An 18,700-nucleotide genomic window follows, 5' to 3' on the forward strand; every position below is an offset into this window, starting at 1 on the left:
AGGACCATGTGAACCGAAGGATCCGGTACAGCCCCCTTCGTGCGGGTGGTGAAGGTCGAGGCGGGTCAGACCGCCTGGAAGCGGTTGATCTGCTTCTCGAACTTGGCGCGCTTCTCGGGGTCGGTGACGCCCAGGCCCGGCTCGGGGGCGAGGGCGAGGACGCCGACCTTGCCCTGGTGCTTGTTGTGGTGCACGTCGAGCGTCGCCTGGCCGACCTCCTCGAGCGCGTACGTCTTGCTCAGGGTCGGGTGGACGAGGCCGCGGTTGATGAGCTCGTTGGCCTCCCACGACTCGCGGTAGTTCGCGAAGTGGCTGGAGATGATGCTCTTGAGGTTCATCCACAGGTAGCGGTTGTCGTACTCGTGCATGTAGCCCGAGGTCGAGGCGCAGGTGACGATCTTGCCGCCCTTGCGGGTGACGTAGACCGACGCACCGAAGGTCTCGCGGCCCGGGTGCTCGAAGACGACGTCGACGTCGTGGCCGCCCGTGAGCTCACGGATCTTCTTGCCGAGGCGCTGCCACTCCTTCGGGTTCTGCTCGGTGTTGTCGTCGTTCCAGAACTTGTAGCCCTCGGCATTGCGGTCGATGATCAGCTCCGCGCCCATGTCGCGGCAGATCTGGGCCTTCTCGGGGGAGGAGACGACGCAGATCGGGGTCGCGCCGGCCGCGAGCGCCATCTGCGTCGCGTAGGAGCCGAGACCACCCGAGGCGCCCCAGATGAGCACGCGGTCGCCGAGCTTGAGCGCGGCGCCGTTCTTGGAGATCAGCTGGCGGTAGGCGGTGGAGTTCACCAGACCGGGGGAGGCGGACTCCTCCCAGGTGAGGTGCTCCGGCTTGGGCATGAGCTGGTTGGCCTTGACGATCGCCAGCTCGGCGAGGCCACCGAAGTTGGTCTCGAAGCCCCAGATGCGCTGCTGCGGGTCCATCATCGTGTCGTCGTGGCCGTCGGCGTCCTCGAGCTCGACGGACAGGCAGTGGGCGACGACCTCCTGGCCGGGCTTCCACTTCGAGACGTGGCCGCCGGTGCGCAGGACGACGCCGGAGAGGTCGGAGCCGACGATGTGGTAGGGCAGGTCGTGACGCTTGGAGTACTTGTTGAGACGGCCGTAGCGCTCGAGGAAGCCGAAGGTCGAGACCGGCTCGAAGATCGAGGTCCACACCGTGTTGAAGTTGATCGCGCTGGCCATGACGGCGACGAGCGCCTCGTCGGGGGCGAGCTCGGGGATCGGCACGTCGTCGATGTGCAGCGACTTGCGCGGGTCCTTGTCGCGGCTCTTCAGCCCCTTGAACATCTCGACCTCGTCCTTGTGGACGGTCGTCGCACGGTAGGTGTCCGGCAGGGGGAGGTTGGCGTAGGTCTCTTCGCTGCGGTCACCGGAGAGGATCGCGTCGCGGATCTGGTCGATTGCCATGTGCATGGGCTCCTCGGCCTCGTGGGGATGGGGTCGGTCGTACGTCTGCGTGCAACCTAGGTCGTCGCGGCGATGCGGGGGGCGGTCTCATGACTGAGTTCACACCGTCGGTGTGGCGGCCGACCCGCACCGTGAGCGGCGACTGCTGCACACCATCGTCGCCGTCGGCCTCGGTCGACGCCCGCTGGCGGGCTCGTGACGTCTCTCACCAGCCGACAGCACGAATGGGGTGGGTCGCCGTCGCGGCGCCCAACCCCCTTCGTCCGGGGCCGGTCAGTGCGCGGCGTCGGCCGCCGGCTCGACGAGCTCGACGAGGATGCCGCCCGCGTCCTTGGGGTGGATGAAGTTGACCCGCGAGTTGCTCGTGCCCCGCTTGGGGGTGTCGTAGAGCAGGCGCAGACCGCGCTCGCGCAGCGTCGCGCACACCGCGTCGATGTCCTCGACGCGGTAGGCGAGCTGCTGGATGCCCTGGCCGTTGCGGTCGAGGAACTTCGCGATCGTCGACTCGGGCGAGAGCGGCGCGAGCAGCTGGATGCACGAGCCGGAGGTGCCGACGCGCATCATCGCCTCGCGCACGCCCTGCTCCTCGTTGGTCTCCTCGTGCGCGAGCTCCATGCCGTAGGAGTCGCGGTAGAAGGCGATGGCCTCGTCGAGGTCGGGCACGGCGACGCCCACGTGGTCGATGGCGGTGAAGAGATCGGTCATGCCCGCAGCCTAGAGAGGCGAAGGGGGGCGCCGCGCCCCCCTCCGCCTGTGGCCTGCCCCACCCGGGCGGGTCGGACGAGACGACTGCGCCAGTCGTGACGGGCCCCACGCCGGGGTGCACTGCCCTCCCTTCGTCCGCGTCGCTAGGGTGACGGGCAAGACACGGCGCCGTTGCGGCGCCGTCCCCGACACGCACCCCGGAGGCCAACGCATGTCCACCGACCCCACCGTCATCGTCGCGGGGGCCCGCACCCCGATGGGCCGCATGAGCGGCTCGCTCAAGGGCTTCTCCGGCTCGGACCTCGGCGGCTTCGCCATCAAGGGCGCCCTCGACAAGGCCGGCGTCAAGGGTGAGGACGTCGACTACGTCATCATGGGCCAGGTCCTCACCGCGGGCGAGGGCCAGATCCCGGCCCGCCAGGCGGCCATCAAGGGCGGCATCCCCAAGAGCGTCCCGGCCCTCACCGTCAACAAGGTCTGCCTCTCGGGCATCGACGCCATCGCACTCGCCGACCAGCTGATCCGCGCCGGCGAGTTCGAGATCGTCGTCGCCGGTGGCCAGGAGTCGATGACCAACGCCCCGCACCTGCTGCCCAAGAGCCGTGAGGGCATCAAGTACGGCGACACCAAGCTCAAGGACTCGATGGCCTACGACGGCCTGCACGACGTCATCACCGACCAGGCGATGGGCGCGCTCACCGAGGCCAAGAACGCCGACGACTCCGCCTTCTCCCGCGAGGAGCAGGACGCCTTCGCCGCCGCGAGCCACCAGAAGGCCGCCAAGGCCTGGGCCGAGGGCAAGTTCGCCGACGAGGTCGTCCCGGTCGAGATCCCGCAGCGCAAGGGCGACCCGGTCGTCTTCGACACCGACGAGGGCGTGCGCGCCGACACGACCGCCGAGTCCCTCGGCAAGCTGCGTCCGGCCTTCGCCAAGGACGGCACCATCACCGCCGGCTCGGCCTCGCAGATCTCCGACGGTGCGACCGCCGTCGTCGTCATGAAGAAGTCCAAGGCGGAGGAGCTCGGCCTCACCTGGCTGGCCGAGATCGGTGCCCACGGCGTCGTCGCCGGCCCCGACTCCACGCTGCAGGCGCAGCCGGCCAATGCCATCGAGGCTGCCGCCACGAAGGAGGGCATCTCCGCCTCCGACCTCGACGTCGTCGAGATCAACGAGGCCTTCGCCGCCGTCGGCCTGGCCTCGGCGCAGCAGCTCGGCCTGGCCGAGGACAAGGTCAACCCCAACGGTGGCGCCATCGCCATGGGTCACCCGCTCGGCTCCTCCGGTGCCCGCGTCGTGCTCACCCTGGCCCACGAGCTCAAGCGTCGCGGTGGCGGCGTCGGTGCGGCCGCGCTCTGCGGTGGCGGTGGTCAGGGTGACGCCCTGATCATCCGCGTGCCGAGCGCCTGAGCTTGAGCCGCAGCATCGACGTCCCCGTCCTGGTCGAGGAGGCCAGGGCGGGGACGTCGCGTGCCGTCGGGCGACTCATCTCGCTCGTCGACGACCAGCACCCGGCCCTGCCCGAGGTCATGGCAGCGCTCGCCCCCCACACGGGCGGCGCCCACGTCGTCGGCATCACCGGCGCCCCCGGCGTCGGCAAGTCGACGACCACCGACGCGCTCGTGCGTGCCCTACGGGCGAAGGGGGAAAAGGTCGCCGTCATCGCCGTCGACCCCTCGTCGCCCTTCTCCGGAGGTGCGCTGCTCGGCGACCGCATCCGGATGAACGACTCGGCCAGCGACCCGGGGGTCTACATCCGCTCGCTCGCCAGCCGCGGTCACCTCGGCGGGCTCTCGGTCTCGGCTCCGCAGGCCATCAGGGTGCTCGACGCGGCGGGCTTCGGGACGATCCTCGTCGAGACCGTCGGCGTCGGTCAGTCCGAGGTCGAGATCGCCGGGGCGGCGGACACGACGCTCGTCCTGCTCGCGCCCGGCATGGGCGACGGGATCCAGGCGGCGAAGGCGGGCATCCTCGAGATCGGGGACGTCTTCGTCGTCAACAAGGCCGACCGCGACGGTGCCGACGCGACCGTGCGGGACCTGCGCCACATGATCCAGATGGGGGAGAGCGCCGCCCCGGGCGGTTGGCGTCGCACGGTGGTGCGGGCCTCCGCGCTGGAGGGCACGGGCGTCGACGAGACCGTCGACGCACTGCGCGAGCACCTGTCGTGGCTCGCCTCGAGCGGGACCCTGCGGCAGCGCCGCACCGCCCGCGCCCGCGACGAGATCACCGCGCTCGTCGTCTCCGCCCTGCGGGAGCGACTCGGTGATCTGGGCTCGGGGGGCGCGCTCGACACGCTTGCCGGGCGGGTCGTCGACGGTGCCACGGACCCCTTCGCCGCGGCGCACGAGTTGCGCCGAGCCCTCGGTCTGTAGCCGTCTGGCGTACTGCCAGGGCTCGTCGGGCGCATTTCCCTAGGCAAATCACCACCGGACCTGTCATCTGCCTAGGGCAATGCGGGGCGGGACGGCCGAATTTCCCTAGGCAAATCACCACCGGACTGGTTATCTCCCTAGGGAAATGCGGTGGCGGGGGTGGGGGCAGGTCGGCCTCGCCGGCCTGCCGCCCACCACTCAGGTCACTCGACGCTGACGCGGATCCCATCGACGGGCTCACCCTCGGCCGCACCCGCAGCCTTGGAGGCATCCGTCGAAGAGGCCATCCCGTCGAGGTCGCTCGTGCCCGTCGAGGTCGTCTCCGACCCGCCCGAGCCACCGGCCACGATGACGACGGCCGCGACGGCGGCCGCGACGAGCAGGGTCACACCGGCGACGGCTGCCATGATGACGACCCGCACGTCAGACCCCTTCGCGCACCCGGATCTCGTCGACGTCGCCGAGGTCGTCGAAGGCACCCACGCACGATGCGGAGTAGTCCGTCGCACCGGCGTCGAGGTAGTCGGTCGTGCACACGATGTCCTCGACGACCGAGCCGTCCTTCATGAAGTAGAAGGTCAGGTAGAAGGAGTCGGAGGAGCCGCTGTCGTTGCGCACGGCCAGCCCCGAGATGTCGCCGCCGGACTCGGACCACCCGGGCCGGATCGCCGCGCCGTCGACGGTGGCGGAGCTGCCCTCACCGATGACCTGAGCGCTCGCGGCGTCGGCATTCTTGGACGAGTTGGCCGAGGAGGAGTAGCTCGAGACCACGTCGTCCGCCTCGTTGGCGGCCCAGAGGAAGAAGCCACCGACACCGCAGCAGCACAGCAGGATGACCGCGCCGATGATGCCGAGGATCCACAGCAGCGTGTTGTCCTTCTTCGGCGCGGGACCCGCCGGCCCGGCCCCGTAGGGCGTGCCCTGGTACGGGTCTGGCTGACCGGCGCCACCGGGAGGCGGCGGAGCTGGGTACGACATGGCGGGATCCCCCTGTAGGACACGACGATGGAGCAGGCGGACGCCTGCGGGCGGCAGTCTACGTGCCGGTAGCCGCACGCGAGCATCTACGCTGGCCCGGACATGACTGAGACCACGCCCCAGCTCATCGGTGGCCGCTACGAGACCGTGCGGCCCATCGGTCGTGGCGGGATGGGCACCGTGTGGTTGGCCCGGGACACCGTGCTCGGGCGCCAGGTGGCGGCCAAGCAGATCGGCGATTTCCCGGGCGAGAGCGAAGGGGAGACCCGTCGCGCCATGCGCGAGGCCCGGGCCGCGGCCGCGCTCAACCACCCCAACGTCGTCGCGGTCTACGACGTGGCCGAGCACGAGGGCACGCCCTGGCTCGTCATGGAGTACGTCGCCGGCCCGACCCTGACCTCCGCCATCCGCGAGCGCGGCCCGATGACGCCGAAGGGGGCGGCCGACCTCGGCGCCCAGCTCGCCGGCGCGCTCGCCGCGGCACACCGGGCGGGCATCGTCCACCGCGACGTGAAGCCGGCCAACGTCCTCATCGGCGGGGGTCGACCCAAGCTGGGCGACTTCGGCATCGCGCGCTCCGGCGGCGACGAGCAGCTGACCCAGACGGGCATGGTCACCGGCACCCCGAGTTACATGGCGCCCGAGGTCGCCGTGGGCGGTCACCACGGTGAGGCCGCCGACGTCTGGGCCCTCGGAGCGGTCATCTACTTCGCCGTCGAGGGCAAGGACGCCTACCCACCCCAGGGCAATGCCCTGGCCACCCTGCGCAGCATCGCGGCCCACCCGCCGCGGCGGCCCGAGCGTGCGGGGCCGCTCGAGCCGGTGCTCGCCGACATGCTCTCCCGCGACCCGGCCCGCCGGGGCACGATGAGCCAGGTGCTGCGTCGGCTCGAGGACGTCGCCGCAGGCGGCTCCGGTGCCGTTGCGGGTGCGGCCCCGACGGCCGTCGCGACGGCACCCGACCACGGGGGGAGCGCCCCCTTCGTCCCGGGTGGTGCTGCGACCGAGGACCCCTACCGGCTGCCGCCACGCCGCGGAGTCGGGTGGCTGTGGGTCCTGCTCGCCGCGGTTCTCGTCGCCCTGGTCGTGGCCGCGATCGCCTTCGCCGCCTCGCGCGGGGACGACAGCGGGTCGCCGGGCGGGTCGAGCACCACGACCGAGGTGTCGACGAGCGAAGACCCCCCGCCCAGCGAGTCCACGTCAAGCCAGCCGTCGTCGAGCTCGACGACGACCGAGCCCTCGTCGAGCTCGTCGAGCGAGAGCGATGACGACGGGATCACGGAGGACGAGGGGCGCACCTTCGTCGAGGACTACTTCTCGACGGTGACCTCCGACCGTGACGCCGCGTGGGACATGCTCGCGCCGTCGCGCCAGACCGACCGTGCCGGCTACGACGACTTCTGGAGCGGTATCGAGTCGGTCGAGACGAGCGACATCACGGTCGACGAGGAAGCGCGCGAGGTCACCGTGACCCTCACCTACCACCCCAAGGACCGCGACAAGAGCGTCGAGACGCACACCTACGTGCTCGAGCGCGTCGACGGTCGGCTCCGCATGACCAAGTGACCCGGAGGTCCCCGTGCTGCTCGCCTTCTCGATCGCTCCCTCGTCGCCCGACGACCGGGGCTCCTACTCCGAGGCGGTGGCCGCGGCCCTGCGTGTCGTCCGCGACAGCGGGCTGCCCCACGACCTCGGCTCGATGTTCACGACCATCGAGGGGGAGTGGGACGAGGTGATGGCCGTCGTCAAGGCGTGCGTCGACGCGATGGAGCCCTACGGCGACCGCGTCGGCCTCGTGATGAAGGCCGACATCCGGGCCGGGCACACCGGCCAGATGACCGCCAAGGTCGAGCGCGTCGAGGGGCTGCTCGCCGGCGACTGAGCCACGGTCGCAGTCGTGACCGATTTGTGACATTCGGTCGACCTTTGTCATGGTGGGACGTCGCCTGTTCGGTGACACCCCCTGATGTCTGACCGAAAGCACTCGACGTGAGCATGCTCATCCAGCGCGTGGCCGGCGCCCTCCTGGCCCTCGTCGGCCTCGTGGCCGCCGTGGTCGGGGCGTGGTTCCTCGCCCACCTCGGCACCTCCGGCACGGCCACCTTCACTGCCGAGCCCGGCCAGCGGGTCGTCGTCCTCGAGCCCGACGTGCTCAACCGCGTCGACCACCCGGTCGAGATCACCGCGACCGGCTCGGGCGACGTGTGGGTCGGCACCGCCCGCCCCTCCGACGTCGAGGCCTTCTTCGGCGACGCGCAGCGCGCGCAGGTCGCCGGCGTCGACGTCAGCGACTGGGCCCTCACGGCCACCGACCAGGGTCAGGGCGAGGCCATCGACCCCGCCGGTCTGGACATCTGGCAGCAGTCCTCCGCCGCGAAGGGGGAGATCACCCGCACCGTCGACCAGGCCGACGCCCCCCAGGCCTTCGTCGTCGCCGCCCCCGAGGGCAGCGAGATCGAGTCGGTGACGATGACCGTCGAGGACGGCAGCTGGGGCACGACCGCCCTCGTCACCCTCGTCGTCGGCCTCCTGCTGCTCGCCGCCGGCATCGTCCTGCTCGTCCGGTCCGGCCTCGCCGGGGTCATCCGCTCGCGGGTCTCCCGCACGACCCGTGAGGAGCGCGCATGACCCGTCGCACCCCCTTCGTCATCACCCTCGTCACCCTGCCGGTCGCCCTCGGCGGCTGCGGCCTCGGCGCCTCGATCGCCGGCGTGCACGACGCGCCGGCCGAGGACAGCGGCGGCGCCTCGATCTCCTCGCAGGCCGCCGACCAGGTCGCCGACCGGGTCATCACCGGTGCCGTCGACGTCAGCCGGGCCTCGGACAAGAAGGGCGAGGCCGCGCGCGCCGACGTCCTCTCCGGCCCGGCGCTGCGCGAGGTCGAGGCGGCCGTCGAGACCAAGGACCGCACCAGCCGCAGCGACGACACGATCGACGGCCTGAAGGTGCTCGCGGTCAGCCGCGGCACCGATTGGCCGCGCGCGGTGCTCGCCACCTCGCAGACCGATGACGTGCAGTACCTCCACGTGCTCGTCGCCCCGGCCGTCGACAAGCCGTACACGCTCTTTGCGGACGTGCCGATGGCCTCCGGTGCCAGCGTGCCGGCGCTCGCCCCGATCGAGGAGGGCTCGCCGGTCAAGGTGTCCAAGGCTCCCTCGCAGGACGTCACCGCCGCGGCCGACGCGTGGGCGAAGGGCGTGGCCTACCCCGCGTCGAAGGCGCCCGCCGACGTCTCCGTCAGCGACGGATTTTCCGCGGCCCTGAAGAAGAACGCCAAGGCGACGGCCAAGGACCTCGGCAAGCTCGCGACCTACCGGCAGAGCCAGGCGATCGCCGACGGGCAGAGCGTCGAGTTCGAGCTCGCCGACGGTGGCTCGCTGACCTTCCTGCCGATGACGCGGACCGACACGATCACGGCGACGTCCAAGCTCAAGGAGCTGAAGATCGAGCAGCCGGCGCTCAAGCGTGAGATCGACCGGTCGTCCGTGAAGAAGTCGCTCACCGTCAAGCACGCCGAGACGGTGGCCTTCGTGACGCCCCCGGAGGGCAAGGCGCGCGTCGTCGGCGCCAGCGACGTCCTGGAGTCGGCCAAGGGCAGGTGATCGCCCGCCGCGCCGGTAGGGGACAATGGCCCCATGAGTGATCCGACCCGAGCACTGCGTGGAGCCGTCGACCTCTCCAGCCTCGGAGGGGCGGCCCGACCCGGTCAGCCGCCGACCTCGGCGGGAGCCGGTCAGCCGGCCGCTGCACCCTCCTCCGCCGCGCCCCGTCAGTCTGCGGGGCAGGCCGCCGATGCCGGCGGCGCGATCGACGGCCCGGTCGTCGAGGCGACGGACGCGACCTTCAACCAGGTCGTCAGCCGCACGAGCGTCGTCCCCGCCGTGGCGATCGTCTGGTCCTCCCAGCACCCGCAGAGTCGGGCGCTGCTCGACGACGCGATCGACCTGGCTGCCGGTCTCGAGGGCCGGCTGCAGGTCGTCGGCCTCGACGTGGCGACCAACCCGGGGATCATGTCCGCGATCCAGCCGCCCGAGGTGCCGGTCGCGCTCGGCCTCGTGGGTGGTCAGCCGGTCCCGCTCTTCACCGGGATGGTCGACAAGGAGCAGTTCCGCCAGGTCCTGGACCAGCTGCTCCAGGTCGCCGTGCAGCACGGGGTGACCGGCCGCGTCAGCGGCGGCGCGGCGCCCGAGGCGGAGGAGGAGCTGCCGCCCCTGCACCAGGAGGCCTACGACGCCATCGAGCGGGACGACCTCGACGCGGCGACGGCCGCCTACGAGCAGGCCATCGCGGCCAACCCCAAGGACACCGAGGCCCAGCTCGGTCTAGCGCAGGTGGCGCTCATGAAGCGCACCCGCGGGGTCGACCTGCAGCAGGCCAGGGAGCGCGCGGCCGGGGACCCCTCCGACGTGGAGGCGGCGCTCGTCGTCGCCGACCTCGACGTGCTCGGCGGCCACGTGGAAGATGCCTTCACCCGACTCATCGACCTCGTCCGGGTGACGCAGGCCGAGGAGCGCGACCGCATCAAGGCCCACCTGCTCGACCTCTTCGCCGTCGTCGGCAACCACGACGAGCGGGTGCGCAAGGGCCGGACCAGCCTGATGAGCGCCCTTTTCTGACCCCGCCCCACCCCACCTGCGCATTTCCCTAGGGAAATTCGGGCGGGCCTGGCCGTATTTCCCTAGGGAGATGCGGGGGTCAGGTAGACGGCGCCGAGGGCGGCGACGCGGACCCGGGCCGACCAGGGCTGGCCCTGCCACGGGTGCTCCTCGGCCTCGACGGTCACCCCGGCCTGGCTCGGGGAGCCGGCGGCGTCGTAGCCACTCGTGTCCAGGCGCACCTGCCACCGGCCCGCGCGGGGCAGGCCGATGCGCAGCTCGCCGCGGTCGGCCCCGCCGAAGTTGACGACGACGGCGACGACGTCGCCGCGGCGCTCCTGGTCGGCGAAGCGCAGGAAGGCGACGGTGTTGCCGAGGTGGTCGTCGGCGTCGAGCCACTGGAAGCCGGCCGGGTCGGCGTCCAGCGCCCACATCGCCGGGTGGTCCGCCGCGAAGGAGTTGAGCTGCGCGACGAGCTCGGCGACCCGACGGTGGCCGGGGTCGTCGAGCAGCTCCCAGTCGAGCGAGCGGCTCTCGGCCCACTCACGCGTCTGCGCCATCTCCGTCCCCATGAAGATCAGCTGCTTGCCCGGGAAGGACCACTGGTAGGCGTAGAAGGCCCGCAAGGTCGCCAGCTGCTGCTCGATCGTCCCAGGGATCTTGAGCGGCATCGACCCCTTGCCGTGGACGACCTCGTCATGGCTGATCGGCAGCAGGTAGCTCTCCGCGTAGGCGTACATCATCGCGAAGCTCAGCAGCCGGTGGTGGTGCTGCCGGTTGATCGGGTCCTCCGCCAGGTAGCGCAGGGCGTCGTTCATCCAGCCCATGTTCCACTTCAGCCCGAAGCCGAGCCCGCCCCCGTCGGTCGGGGCGGTCACGCCCGGCCAGGCCGTCGACTCCTCGGCGATGGTGACGATGCCGGGCGAGCGGCGGTAGGCGGTCGCATTGACCTCCTGGAGCAGGGCGACCGCCTCGAGGTTTTCGCGGCCGCCGTGCGCATTGGGCAGCCAGTCGCCGTCGCCGCGGGAGTAGTCGAGGTAGAGCATGGAGGCGACGCCGTCGACCCGCAGCCCGTCGACGTGGAACTCCTCGAGCCAGTACAGCGCGTTGGCGACGAGGAAGTTGCGCACCTCGGGCCGACCGAAGTCGAAGACGTAGCTGCCCCAGTCCGGCTGCCAGCCCCGTCGCGGGTCCGGGTGCTCGTAGAGCGGCAACCCGTCGAAGGCCACGAGCGCCCACTCGTCCGTCGCGAAGTGCCCGGGCACCCAGTCGAGGATGACGCCGATGCCGGCCCGGTGGCAGCGGTCGACGAGGTGGCGGAAGTCGTCGGGCGAGCCGAAGCGGGAGTTCGGCGCGAAGTAGCTCGTCACGTGGTAGCCCCATGACGGCGGGTAGGGGTGGTCCATGACGGGCATGAGCTCGATGTGCGTGAAGCCGTGCCGCACGACGTGGTCGACGAGCTCGTCGGCCAGGTCACGCCACGAGAGCCCCTGGCGCCACGACCCCGGATGCACCTCGTAGACGCTCATCCGGCCCGTGTGCGGATCCGTGCGCGCCCGCTGCTCGAGCCAGGCGGCGTCCTGCCACTCATGGCCGCTCGTCGTCACGACCGAGCCGGTCGCCGGCGCCGTCTCGGCGAGCCGGGCGAGCGGGTCGGCCTTGTGCCGCACGACGTCGTCGGCCCCCCGCAGGGCGAACTTGTACACGTCGCCGTCGGCCGCGCCCGGCACGAAGAGCTCCCACACCCCGGACCCGCCGAGACAGCGCATCGGGTGGCTCGCCTCGTCCCACCCGTTGAAGTCGCCGATGACGTGCACCGCCTTGGCCCGCGGTGCCCACACCGCGAAGGAGACCCCCTCGACCGGCCCCATCGGGCCGTCGTAGGCCCGGGTGTGGGCCCCGAGCACGGTCCACAGCTGCTCGTGACGCCCTTCGTTGATGAGGTGGAGGTCGACCTCGCCGACGGTCGGGGCGAAGCGGTAGGGGTCGTCCCCGACGTGCTCGACGCCGTCCTCCCAGGTCGTGAGGACCCGGTAGTCCATGGTCCGGTCGGCGTCCTCCCGCAGGCCCGAGAAGATGCCGTCCTGCTCGTGGTCGAGGTCGAGCGTGACGTCGTCCTCGAAGCGCACCCGCACGCGCGTCGCCAGGGGGCGGAGCACCCGCACGCGCAGCCCACCGGCCTCGAGGTGCTGGCCCAGCACGTCGTGGGGCTGCGCGCTGCGGCCGTGCGCCACGGCCCACAGGGCGCCGGGCAGGGCGGACTCGGGTACGGGGGTCACGGGCGCTCCTCCAGCAGTCGGTCGATCGCGGTGGCCGGCAGCACGAGCCACGCGGGGCGGTGGTGCGCCTCGTAGACCACCTCGTACAGCGCCTTGTCGAGCACGAAGGCATCGAGCAGCGCACCCGACTCGCGCGGGTCGGGCCCGACGTCGGCGTAGCCGTCGAGGAAGGCGGTCTGTGCCGCCGTGCACCACGCCCGGGCGTCGACCGCCGCGCCCTCGCGCTCGAGGGTGCCGGCCACGTAGTCGAGCGAGCGCAGGATCCCGGCGACGTCCCGCAGCGGGCAGTCGAGCTCGTTGCGCTCGGCGAGCGGTCGCAGGGGCTCACCCTCGAAGTCGATGAGGACCCAGCCGCGGCCGGGTACGTCGAGGACCTGCCCAAGGTGCAGGTCACCGTGGATGCGCTGCAGGTCGGGCCAGCGGGCCGTCGTCGCCGCGTCGACCAGGGCGGCGACCTGTTGCTCGTGCCCGGCGAGCCCGGGGACCTCGCTCGTCGCCAGCGCGGCACGGCGACGGATGGCCGAGGTGATCCGGGCGATGTCGTCGTCGCCGGCGGGCCGCGTCGGCAGCACCCGGGCGAGGGTGTCGTGCACGTGCGCGACGGCCTGCCCCAGCCGGCGGGCGCCATCGCTGAAGTCCTCACCCGCGGCGGCCGTGCGCAGGCACACGCGCCAGGCGTCGGTCGTGCCCTCGAGGTACTCCTGGGCGAAGGCCAGCTGACCGAGTTCGCGGTCGGGGGGTGCCCCCTTCGTCGGGTCGGCCCCGGGGCGCTGCCACGCGCCGGCCACGTGGCCCACGCTGACGGGGACGAAGGGGGAGTGGGACGCCGCGAGCGCCCCCTGGAGCGTGATGTCCGGGTTTTCGCCGGCGGCGAGGGTGCGGAAGACCTTGAGGATCACCGGCGCGCCCGTGCCGGGGACCGGCGTGACGATGATCGAGGTGTTGGACTGCTCGCCGCCGATGACGCGGCTGGAGGCGACGACCGGGTCGCTCGGCCACGCCGGGTGCGGTGCGCCGACGATGTCCGGGTCGACCGTGTCGGAGACCGCACCGGCCTGCGCGGCCACGCGCCCGCAGATCAGCTCGAGCAGCTGTGTGACGAAGACGGGGTCGTGCGGCGCGTCGTAGACCCACCGGTGGCCGAGCACGGAGTGCTCCATCTCGCCGACGAGGGCGGCGTCAGCTCCGGGGAGCGGGGCTCCGCGGTAGGTGAGCGGCACCTGGTAGATGACCGGGCGCGTCGCCGACTCGTCGAGCACGACGAGGACCTCGATGCCGACCTCGCCGGCCGGGTCGTCGAGGCGCCACGAGTCGAGCCGGCGCAGGCGGGGCCGGCCACGACCGAGGTACCAGCGCTGCCCACCCATCCAGTCGGTGAGCAGCTCGAGCTTGGTCGGCGACAGCTCGGCCCGGTGGATCGTCGCCATCAGCGGATCACCGAGACGATGTGGACCGGCTCGCTCTCCGGGCCGAGGCGCACGTAGGTCTCCTCGCCCCACTGCCACCGGGCCCCGGTCACGAGGTCCTCCACCTCGACGCGCTCGCCGGGCTCGAGACCGAGGGCGGCCAGGTCGAGTCGCAGGGTCGACTCGCGCGTGCTGTGCGGGTCGACGTTGGCCACGACGATGACGGTGTCGACGCCGCCGTCGGGGAGGGTGCGCGACTTGGAGTAGGCGATGAGCTGGTCGTCGTCGACGTGGTGGAAGGTCAGGTTGCGCAGCAGCTGCAGGCTCGGGTGCTCGCGACGGGCGCGGTTGAGCATCGTCAGCCAGCCGGCGAGGGAGTCGCCCGCCTCGGCGACGAGGTCCCAGCGGCGGTCCTTGAGCTCGTACTTCTCGTTGTCGATCTGCTCCTCGGCGCCGGGGCGGGCCACGTGCTCCATGAGCTCGTAGCCGGCGTAGATGCCCCACGTCGGCACCATCGTCGCGGCCAGGGCGGCGCGCACCTGCCACGCGGCCCGCCCGCCGAACTGCAGGTAGGGAGTGAGGATGTCGTGCGTCGTCGGCCAGAAGCTCGGGCGCATGTACGCCGCCGCCTCACCGCTCACCTCGGTGCCGTACTCGACGAGCTCGGCCACGGTGTTGCGCCAGGCGAAGTACGTGTAGCTCTGCTGGAAGCCGACCTTGGCCAGGGTGTGCATCATCGCGGGCTTGGTGAAGGCCTCCGACAGCCAGATGACGTCGGGGTGCTTGCGCGCGACGTCGGAGATGAGCCACTGCCAGAACTGCACCGGCTTGGTGTGCGGGTTGTCGACCCGGAAGATCTTCACCCCGTGGTCGATCCACACCTGGACGACCCGCCGCACCTCGGCGTAGATCCCGGCGGGGTCGTTGTCGAAGTTGACCGGGTAGATGTCTTGGTACTTCTTCGGCGGATTTTCGGCGTAGGCGATGGTGCCGTCGGCGCGGGTGGTGAACCACTCCGGGTGCTCGGTGACCCACGGGTGGTCCGGCGAGCACTGCAGCGCCAGGTCGAGCGCGACCTCCAGCCCCAGCCGGGTCGCGTCGGCGACGAAGGCGTCGAAGTCGGCGAAGGTCCCGAGCTCCGGGTGGATCGCGTCGTGGCCCCCGTCGGGCGAGCCGATCGCGTAGGGCGAGCCGGGGTCGTCGGGCCCGGCCACGAGGGTGTTGTTGGGTCCCTTGCGCGCCGTCGTCCCGATGGGGTGGATCGGGGTGAGGTAGACGACGTCGAAGCCCATCTCCGCGATGGCCGGCAGCCGCTGCGCGGCCGTGCGCAGGGTCCCGCTCACCCAGCGCCCGGTCGTCGGGTCGACGTGGGCACCCTCGCTCCGGGGGAAGATCTCGTACCAGGAGCCGAAGAGCGCCAGCTCGCGCTCGACGAGCAACGGCAGGTCGGCACTCGGGCTGACCAGCTCTCGGTGGGGCCGTGCCGCCAGCTCCGCGGCAGCGGCGCCCGTCGTCACGAGGTGCAGGGCCGCGGCGGCTTGGTGGCCCGCCTCGTCCCGCAGGACGTCGGCAGCAGCACGAAGGGGGGCGCGCCCCCCTTCGTCGCGGGCGGGGTCGGCGACGGCCCGGTCCAGCACGACGGCACCCTCGGCCCGCATGAGCGAGGCGTCGATGTCGGCGGGGATCTTGATCGACGCGTCGTGCACCCACGTCGCCCACGGGTCCGACCAGCCCTCGACGCGGTAGTGCCACAGGCCCTCGCGGTCGGCGACGACCTCGACCTCCCACAGGCTCAGCCCGGGGTTGGTGCAGGTCATCGGCAGGTGCTGCTCGACGCCGTCGGGGTCGGTGAGCACGAGCGTCGCGTTGACCGCGTCGTGGCCCTCGCGGAAGACCTCGGCGGTCACGGTGAAGGGCTCGGCGACGACCGACTTCGCCGGGCGGGTGCCGTGGTCGACGCACGGACGCACGTCGCTGACGGGGATGCGGCCGAGCGGCTGCTGGGGCGGCACGGAGACGGGCGCCGTGCTAGCGGGGGCAGGGGCGACGGTGAAGTCGGTGCTCACCCCCGCAACGTTACCCGCGGTCCACCTGCTGCAGGTTGGCGCGCCGGGGCGAAAGCCCCCAAGATGGGGGAGGTGAAGGCCATTCGACGTTTCAGCGTCCGCACCGCCCTGCCCGAGCCGATCACCGCCCTCGGCGATCTCGCGATGAACCTGCGGTGGAGCTGGCACTCGCCGACCCGCGAGCTCTTCGCCGGGCTCGACCCGCAGCGCTGGGACGAGGTCCACCACGACCCGGTCCGGCTGCTCTCCACCTTTTCGGCGGGAGAGCTCGAGGAGCTGGCCCGCGACGGTGATCTCGTCGCCCGCGTCGGCGCGGCCAAGGCCGACCTCGACGACTACCTCGGGTCGCGCCGGTGGTACCAGGACGAGGCGTCCCGGTCCCCGGGGAGTGACGGAGGGTCGAAGGGGGGCCTGCCCGCCTCCATCGCCTACTTCAGCCCCGAGTACGGCATCACCGAGGTGCTGCCGCAGTACTCCGGTGGCCTCGGGATCCTCGCGGGCGACCACCTCAAGGCCGCGTCCGACCTCGGGGTGCCGATCGTCGGCGTCGGCCTCTTCTACACGACCGGCTACTTCAAGCAGAGCCTGGACGCCTCCGGCTGGCAGCAGGAGACCTACCCCGTCCTCGACCCTCAGGGTCTGCCGCTGCACCTGCTCCGCGAGGACGACGGCACCCCGTGCGTGGTGACCGTCGCGATGCCCGGGGGTGCCTCCCTTCGCGCTCACGTCTGGCGCGCCCAGGTGGGCCGCGTGCCACTGCTCCTGCTCGACTCCGACGTGCCCGGCAACGACGACGCGATGCGCGCGGTCACCGAGCGTCTCTACGGCGGTGGCGGGGAGCAGCGCCTGCAGCAGGAGATGCTGCTCGGCATCGGCGGCGTGCGAGCGCTGCGCCTGTGGTCCCGGCTCACCGGAGCCCCCGAGCCGGAGGTCTTCCACACCAACGAGGGCCACGCGGGCTTCCTCGGCATCGAGCGGATCAGCGAGTTCACGCAGACCGCGGGGATGAGCTTCGAGGAGGCGATGGAGGCGGCCCGCGCCGGCACCGTCTTCACGACGCACACCCCGGTGCCCGCGGGCATCGACCGCTTCGACGTCGCCCTGCTCGAACGGTACTTCGGCGGGGCCCAGGAGTTGCCCGGCGTGCCGCTGGACAAGCTGCGGGCGCTCGGCGCGGAGACCTACGAGGGCGGCTCCGAGGGCATCTTCAACATGGCGGTCATGGGGCTGCGCCTGGCCGAGCGGGCCAACGGCGTCTCCCAGCTGCACGGTGTCGTCTCCCGGGAGATGTTCGACGGGCTGTGGCCGGGCTTCGACGACGCCGAGGTGCCGATCACCTCGATCACCAACGGCGTGCACGCCCCGACGTGGGTCGACGACGCGGTCTACGACATCGCCGCCCAGCACCTCGGCGGCCGCGACGTCGAGGCGTCGGACCGGTGGAAGGGCATCCCCGACGTGCCGGGCGAGGCCATCTGGGCCGCCAAGGCTCAGATGCGCTCGCGGCTCGTCGACGACGTGCGCGCCCGCCTGCGATCCAGCTGGGCCAAGCGCGGGGCCACCGACGCCGAGCTCGGCTGGACCGACGGCGTCCTCGACCCCGAGGTGCTCACCATCGGCTTCGCCCGGCGGGTGCCGACGTACAAGCGGCTGACCCTCATGCTGCGCGACCCCGAGCGGCTGCGGGCGCTGCTGCTCCACCCCGAGCGGCCCGTCCAGCTGGTCATCGCCGGCAAATCGCACCCGGCCGACGAGACCGGCAAGCAGCTCATCCAGCAGATGGTGCAGTTCGCCGACCAGCACGACGTGCGCCACCGCATCGTCTTCCTGCCCAACTACGACATCGCCATGGCGCGCACCCTCTACCCGGGGTGCGACGTCTGGCTCAACAACCCGCTGCGGCCCTTCGAGGCGTGCGGCACCTCCGGCATGAAGGCCGCCCTCAACGGCGGGCTCAACCTGTCGATCCTCGACGGCTGGTGGGACGAGTGGTACGACGGCGACAACGGGTGGGCCATCCCCACCGCCGACGGTGTCACCGACGAGGGCCGGCGCGACGACATCGAGGCCGCCGCCCTCTACGACCTCATCGAGACGCAGGTCGCGCCGCGCTTCTACGACGTCGACGAGGCCGGTCTGCCGCAGCGCTGGCTGTCGATGCTGCGGCACACCCTCACCACGCTCGGGCCCAAGGTGCTCGCCACCCGCATGGTGCGCGACTACACCGAGCAGCTCTACGCACCCGCCGCCCAGCACAACGCCCGGGTCAACGCCGACGGCCACGCCGGCGCGCGGGCGCTCGCGGAGTACAAGGCGCGGGCTCGGGCCGGCTGGTCCAGCGTGCGCGTCGAGCACGTCGAGGGCTCGGGCGTCTCCGACAGCCCGATCGTCGGTGAGTCGCTGAGCGTCGACGCCTACGTCGCACTCGACGGCCTGGCCCCCCACGAGGTCGACGTCCAGGTCGTCGCCGGTCGGGTCGCCCTCGGCACCGACGACCTCGTCGACTGGGACGCCACCTCGCTCGGCTTCGTCGAGGCCTACGAGGACGGGCGGGCGAAGTTTGCCGGCCACGTCCCCATCGAGCGGACCGGCCAGTTCGGCTGGACCGTGCGGGTGCTGCCGCGGCACGAGCTCATGGCGTACCCCGCGAGCCTGGGGCTCGTCGCCAACGCCTGACCCCTCCGGTCCCCGGGGAGGCGCGCCAGCGCCGTCTCGAAGGGCCCGCGTGGTCGCCTCTCCGTCGCGGTCGCCTCTGGCGTCGCGGGCGAAGGGAGGGGTGGCCCTAAGGGAAAGTCCGGCCGCTTGGCGTGACGACTCACGTCGTGCGGGCAGCCGGACTTTCCCATGAGTCGGGCCGACCCCTCCCTTCGCCCGCTCCTGCAGTGG

General features: G+C 71.9%; 15 protein-coding genes. 8 read left to right on the forward strand and 7 right to left on the reverse strand.

Annotated features, from left to right (window positions below):
• Nucleotides 1–65 precede the first annotated feature (65 nt).
• Both ccrA and mce read right to left on the reverse strand, forming a co-directional pair.
• Nucleotides 66–1,406: a crotonyl-CoA carboxylase/reductase gene (gene ccrA, locus CWN80_RS13330; protein WP_202865254.1), complete on the reverse strand. Its 1,341-nt coding sequence runs from the start codon at nucleotides 1,404–1,406 to the stop codon at nucleotides 66–68.
• Between the two features lie 279 nt (nucleotides 1,407–1,685).
• Nucleotides 1,686–2,117, reverse strand: coding sequence for a methylmalonyl-CoA epimerase (mce, locus tag CWN80_RS13335; RefSeq protein WP_007929355.1), 432 nt, complete (start codon nucleotides 2,115–2,117; stop codon nucleotides 1,686–1,688).
• A gap of 211 nt (nucleotides 2,118–2,328) precedes the next feature.
• Between mce and CWN80_RS13340 the strand changes: the two genes are divergently transcribed.
• On the forward strand, nucleotides 2,329–3,525 hold the full coding sequence (locus CWN80_RS13340; protein ID WP_007929357.1) for an acetyl-CoA C-acetyltransferase: 1,197 nt from the start codon (nucleotides 2,329–2,331) through the stop codon (nucleotides 3,523–3,525).
• 2 nt (nucleotides 3,526–3,527) lie between these two features.
• Complete coding sequence (gene meaB / locus CWN80_RS13345; protein WP_007929359.1) at nucleotides 3,528–4,490, forward strand: methylmalonyl Co-A mutase-associated GTPase MeaB; 963 nt, start codon at nucleotides 3,528–3,530, stop codon at nucleotides 4,488–4,490.
• A 203-nt stretch (nucleotides 4,491–4,693) separates the two neighbouring features.
• On the opposite strand, the gene CWN80_RS13350 is transcribed toward meaB, so the two are convergent.
• Entirely contained in the window at nucleotides 4,694–4,912 is a 219-nt protein-coding gene (locus CWN80_RS13350; protein ID WP_007929360.1) for a hypothetical protein, read from the reverse strand.
• 1 nt (nucleotide 4,913) lies between these two features.
• A complete protein-coding gene (locus CWN80_RS13355; RefSeq protein WP_007929361.1) occupies nucleotides 4,914–5,468 on the reverse strand; it encodes a hypothetical protein in 555 nt (184 codons plus the stop codon).
• A gap of 102 nt (nucleotides 5,469–5,570) precedes the next feature.
• Here CWN80_RS13355 and CWN80_RS13360 point away from each other — a divergent pair, with 102 nt between their 5' ends.
• The 5 genes from CWN80_RS13360 to CWN80_RS13380 all read left to right on the forward strand — a co-directional run bounded on the left by CWN80_RS13360 (nucleotide 5,571) and on the right by CWN80_RS13380 (nucleotide 10,084).
• Entirely contained in the window at nucleotides 5,571–7,034 is a 1,464-nt protein-coding gene (locus CWN80_RS13360; protein WP_007929362.1) for a serine/threonine-protein kinase, read from the forward strand.
• A 13-nt stretch (nucleotides 7,035–7,047) separates the two neighbouring features.
• On the forward strand, nucleotides 7,048–7,350 hold the full coding sequence (locus tag CWN80_RS13365) for a thiamine-binding protein (protein ID WP_007929363.1): 303 nt from the start codon (nucleotides 7,048–7,050) through the stop codon (nucleotides 7,348–7,350).
• Nucleotides 7,351–7,457: 107 nt separating this feature from the next.
• Nucleotides 7,458–8,096 (forward strand): hypothetical protein, encoded by a 639-nt coding sequence (locus CWN80_RS13370; protein WP_128277422.1) that lies wholly within the window; start codon nucleotides 7,458–7,460, stop codon nucleotides 8,094–8,096.
• Nucleotides 8,093–9,070, forward strand: a complete 978-nt coding sequence (locus CWN80_RS15445) for a hypothetical protein (RefSeq protein WP_007929365.1) — start codon at nucleotides 8,093–8,095, stop codon at nucleotides 9,068–9,070. Before CWN80_RS13370 ends, CWN80_RS15445 begins: the two co-directional genes overlap by 4 nt.
• A gap of 33 nt (nucleotides 9,071–9,103) precedes the next feature.
• Nucleotides 9,104–10,084 (forward strand): co-chaperone YbbN, encoded by a 981-nt coding sequence (locus tag CWN80_RS13380; protein ID WP_007929366.1) that lies wholly within the window; start codon nucleotides 9,104–9,106, stop codon nucleotides 10,082–10,084.
• A 62-nt stretch (nucleotides 10,085–10,146) separates the two neighbouring features.
• Here the strand turns inward: CWN80_RS13380 and glgB are convergent, their stop codons facing one another.
• The 3 genes from glgB to CWN80_RS13395 are packed head-to-tail and all read right to left on the reverse strand — an operon-like array spanning nucleotide 10,147 to nucleotide 15,814.
• On the reverse strand, nucleotides 10,147–12,342 hold the full coding sequence (gene glgB, locus CWN80_RS13385; RefSeq protein WP_007929367.1) for a 1,4-alpha-glucan branching protein GlgB: 2,196 nt from the start codon (nucleotides 12,340–12,342) through the stop codon (nucleotides 10,147–10,149).
• A complete protein-coding gene (locus tag CWN80_RS13390; protein WP_007929368.1) occupies nucleotides 12,339–13,769 on the reverse strand; it encodes a maltokinase N-terminal cap-like domain-containing protein in 1,431 nt (476 codons plus the stop codon). Before CWN80_RS13390 ends, glgB begins: the two co-directional genes overlap by 4 nt.
• Nucleotides 13,769–15,814, reverse strand: coding sequence for an alpha-1,4-glucan--maltose-1-phosphate maltosyltransferase (locus tag CWN80_RS13395; RefSeq protein WP_128277423.1), 2,046 nt, complete (start codon nucleotides 15,812–15,814; stop codon nucleotides 13,769–13,771). Before CWN80_RS13395 ends, CWN80_RS13390 begins: the two co-directional genes overlap by 1 nt.
• Before the next feature lie 72 nt (nucleotides 15,815–15,886).
• Here CWN80_RS13395 and glgP point away from each other — a divergent pair, with 72 nt between their 5' ends.
• Nucleotides 15,887–18,490 carry an alpha-glucan family phosphorylase gene (gene glgP / locus CWN80_RS13400; RefSeq protein WP_007929370.1) on the forward strand — a complete coding sequence of 868 codons (2,604 nt, stop codon included), beginning with the start codon at nucleotides 15,887–15,889 and terminating at the stop codon, nucleotides 18,488–18,490.
• The last annotated feature ends 210 nt before the right edge of the window (nucleotides 18,491–18,700 follow it).

The sequence above is a fragment of the Janibacter hoylei PVAS-1 genome (assembly GCF_004025845.1).
Classification (GTDB): Bacteria; Actinomycetota; Actinomycetes; order Actinomycetales; family Dermatophilaceae; genus Janibacter; species Janibacter hoylei.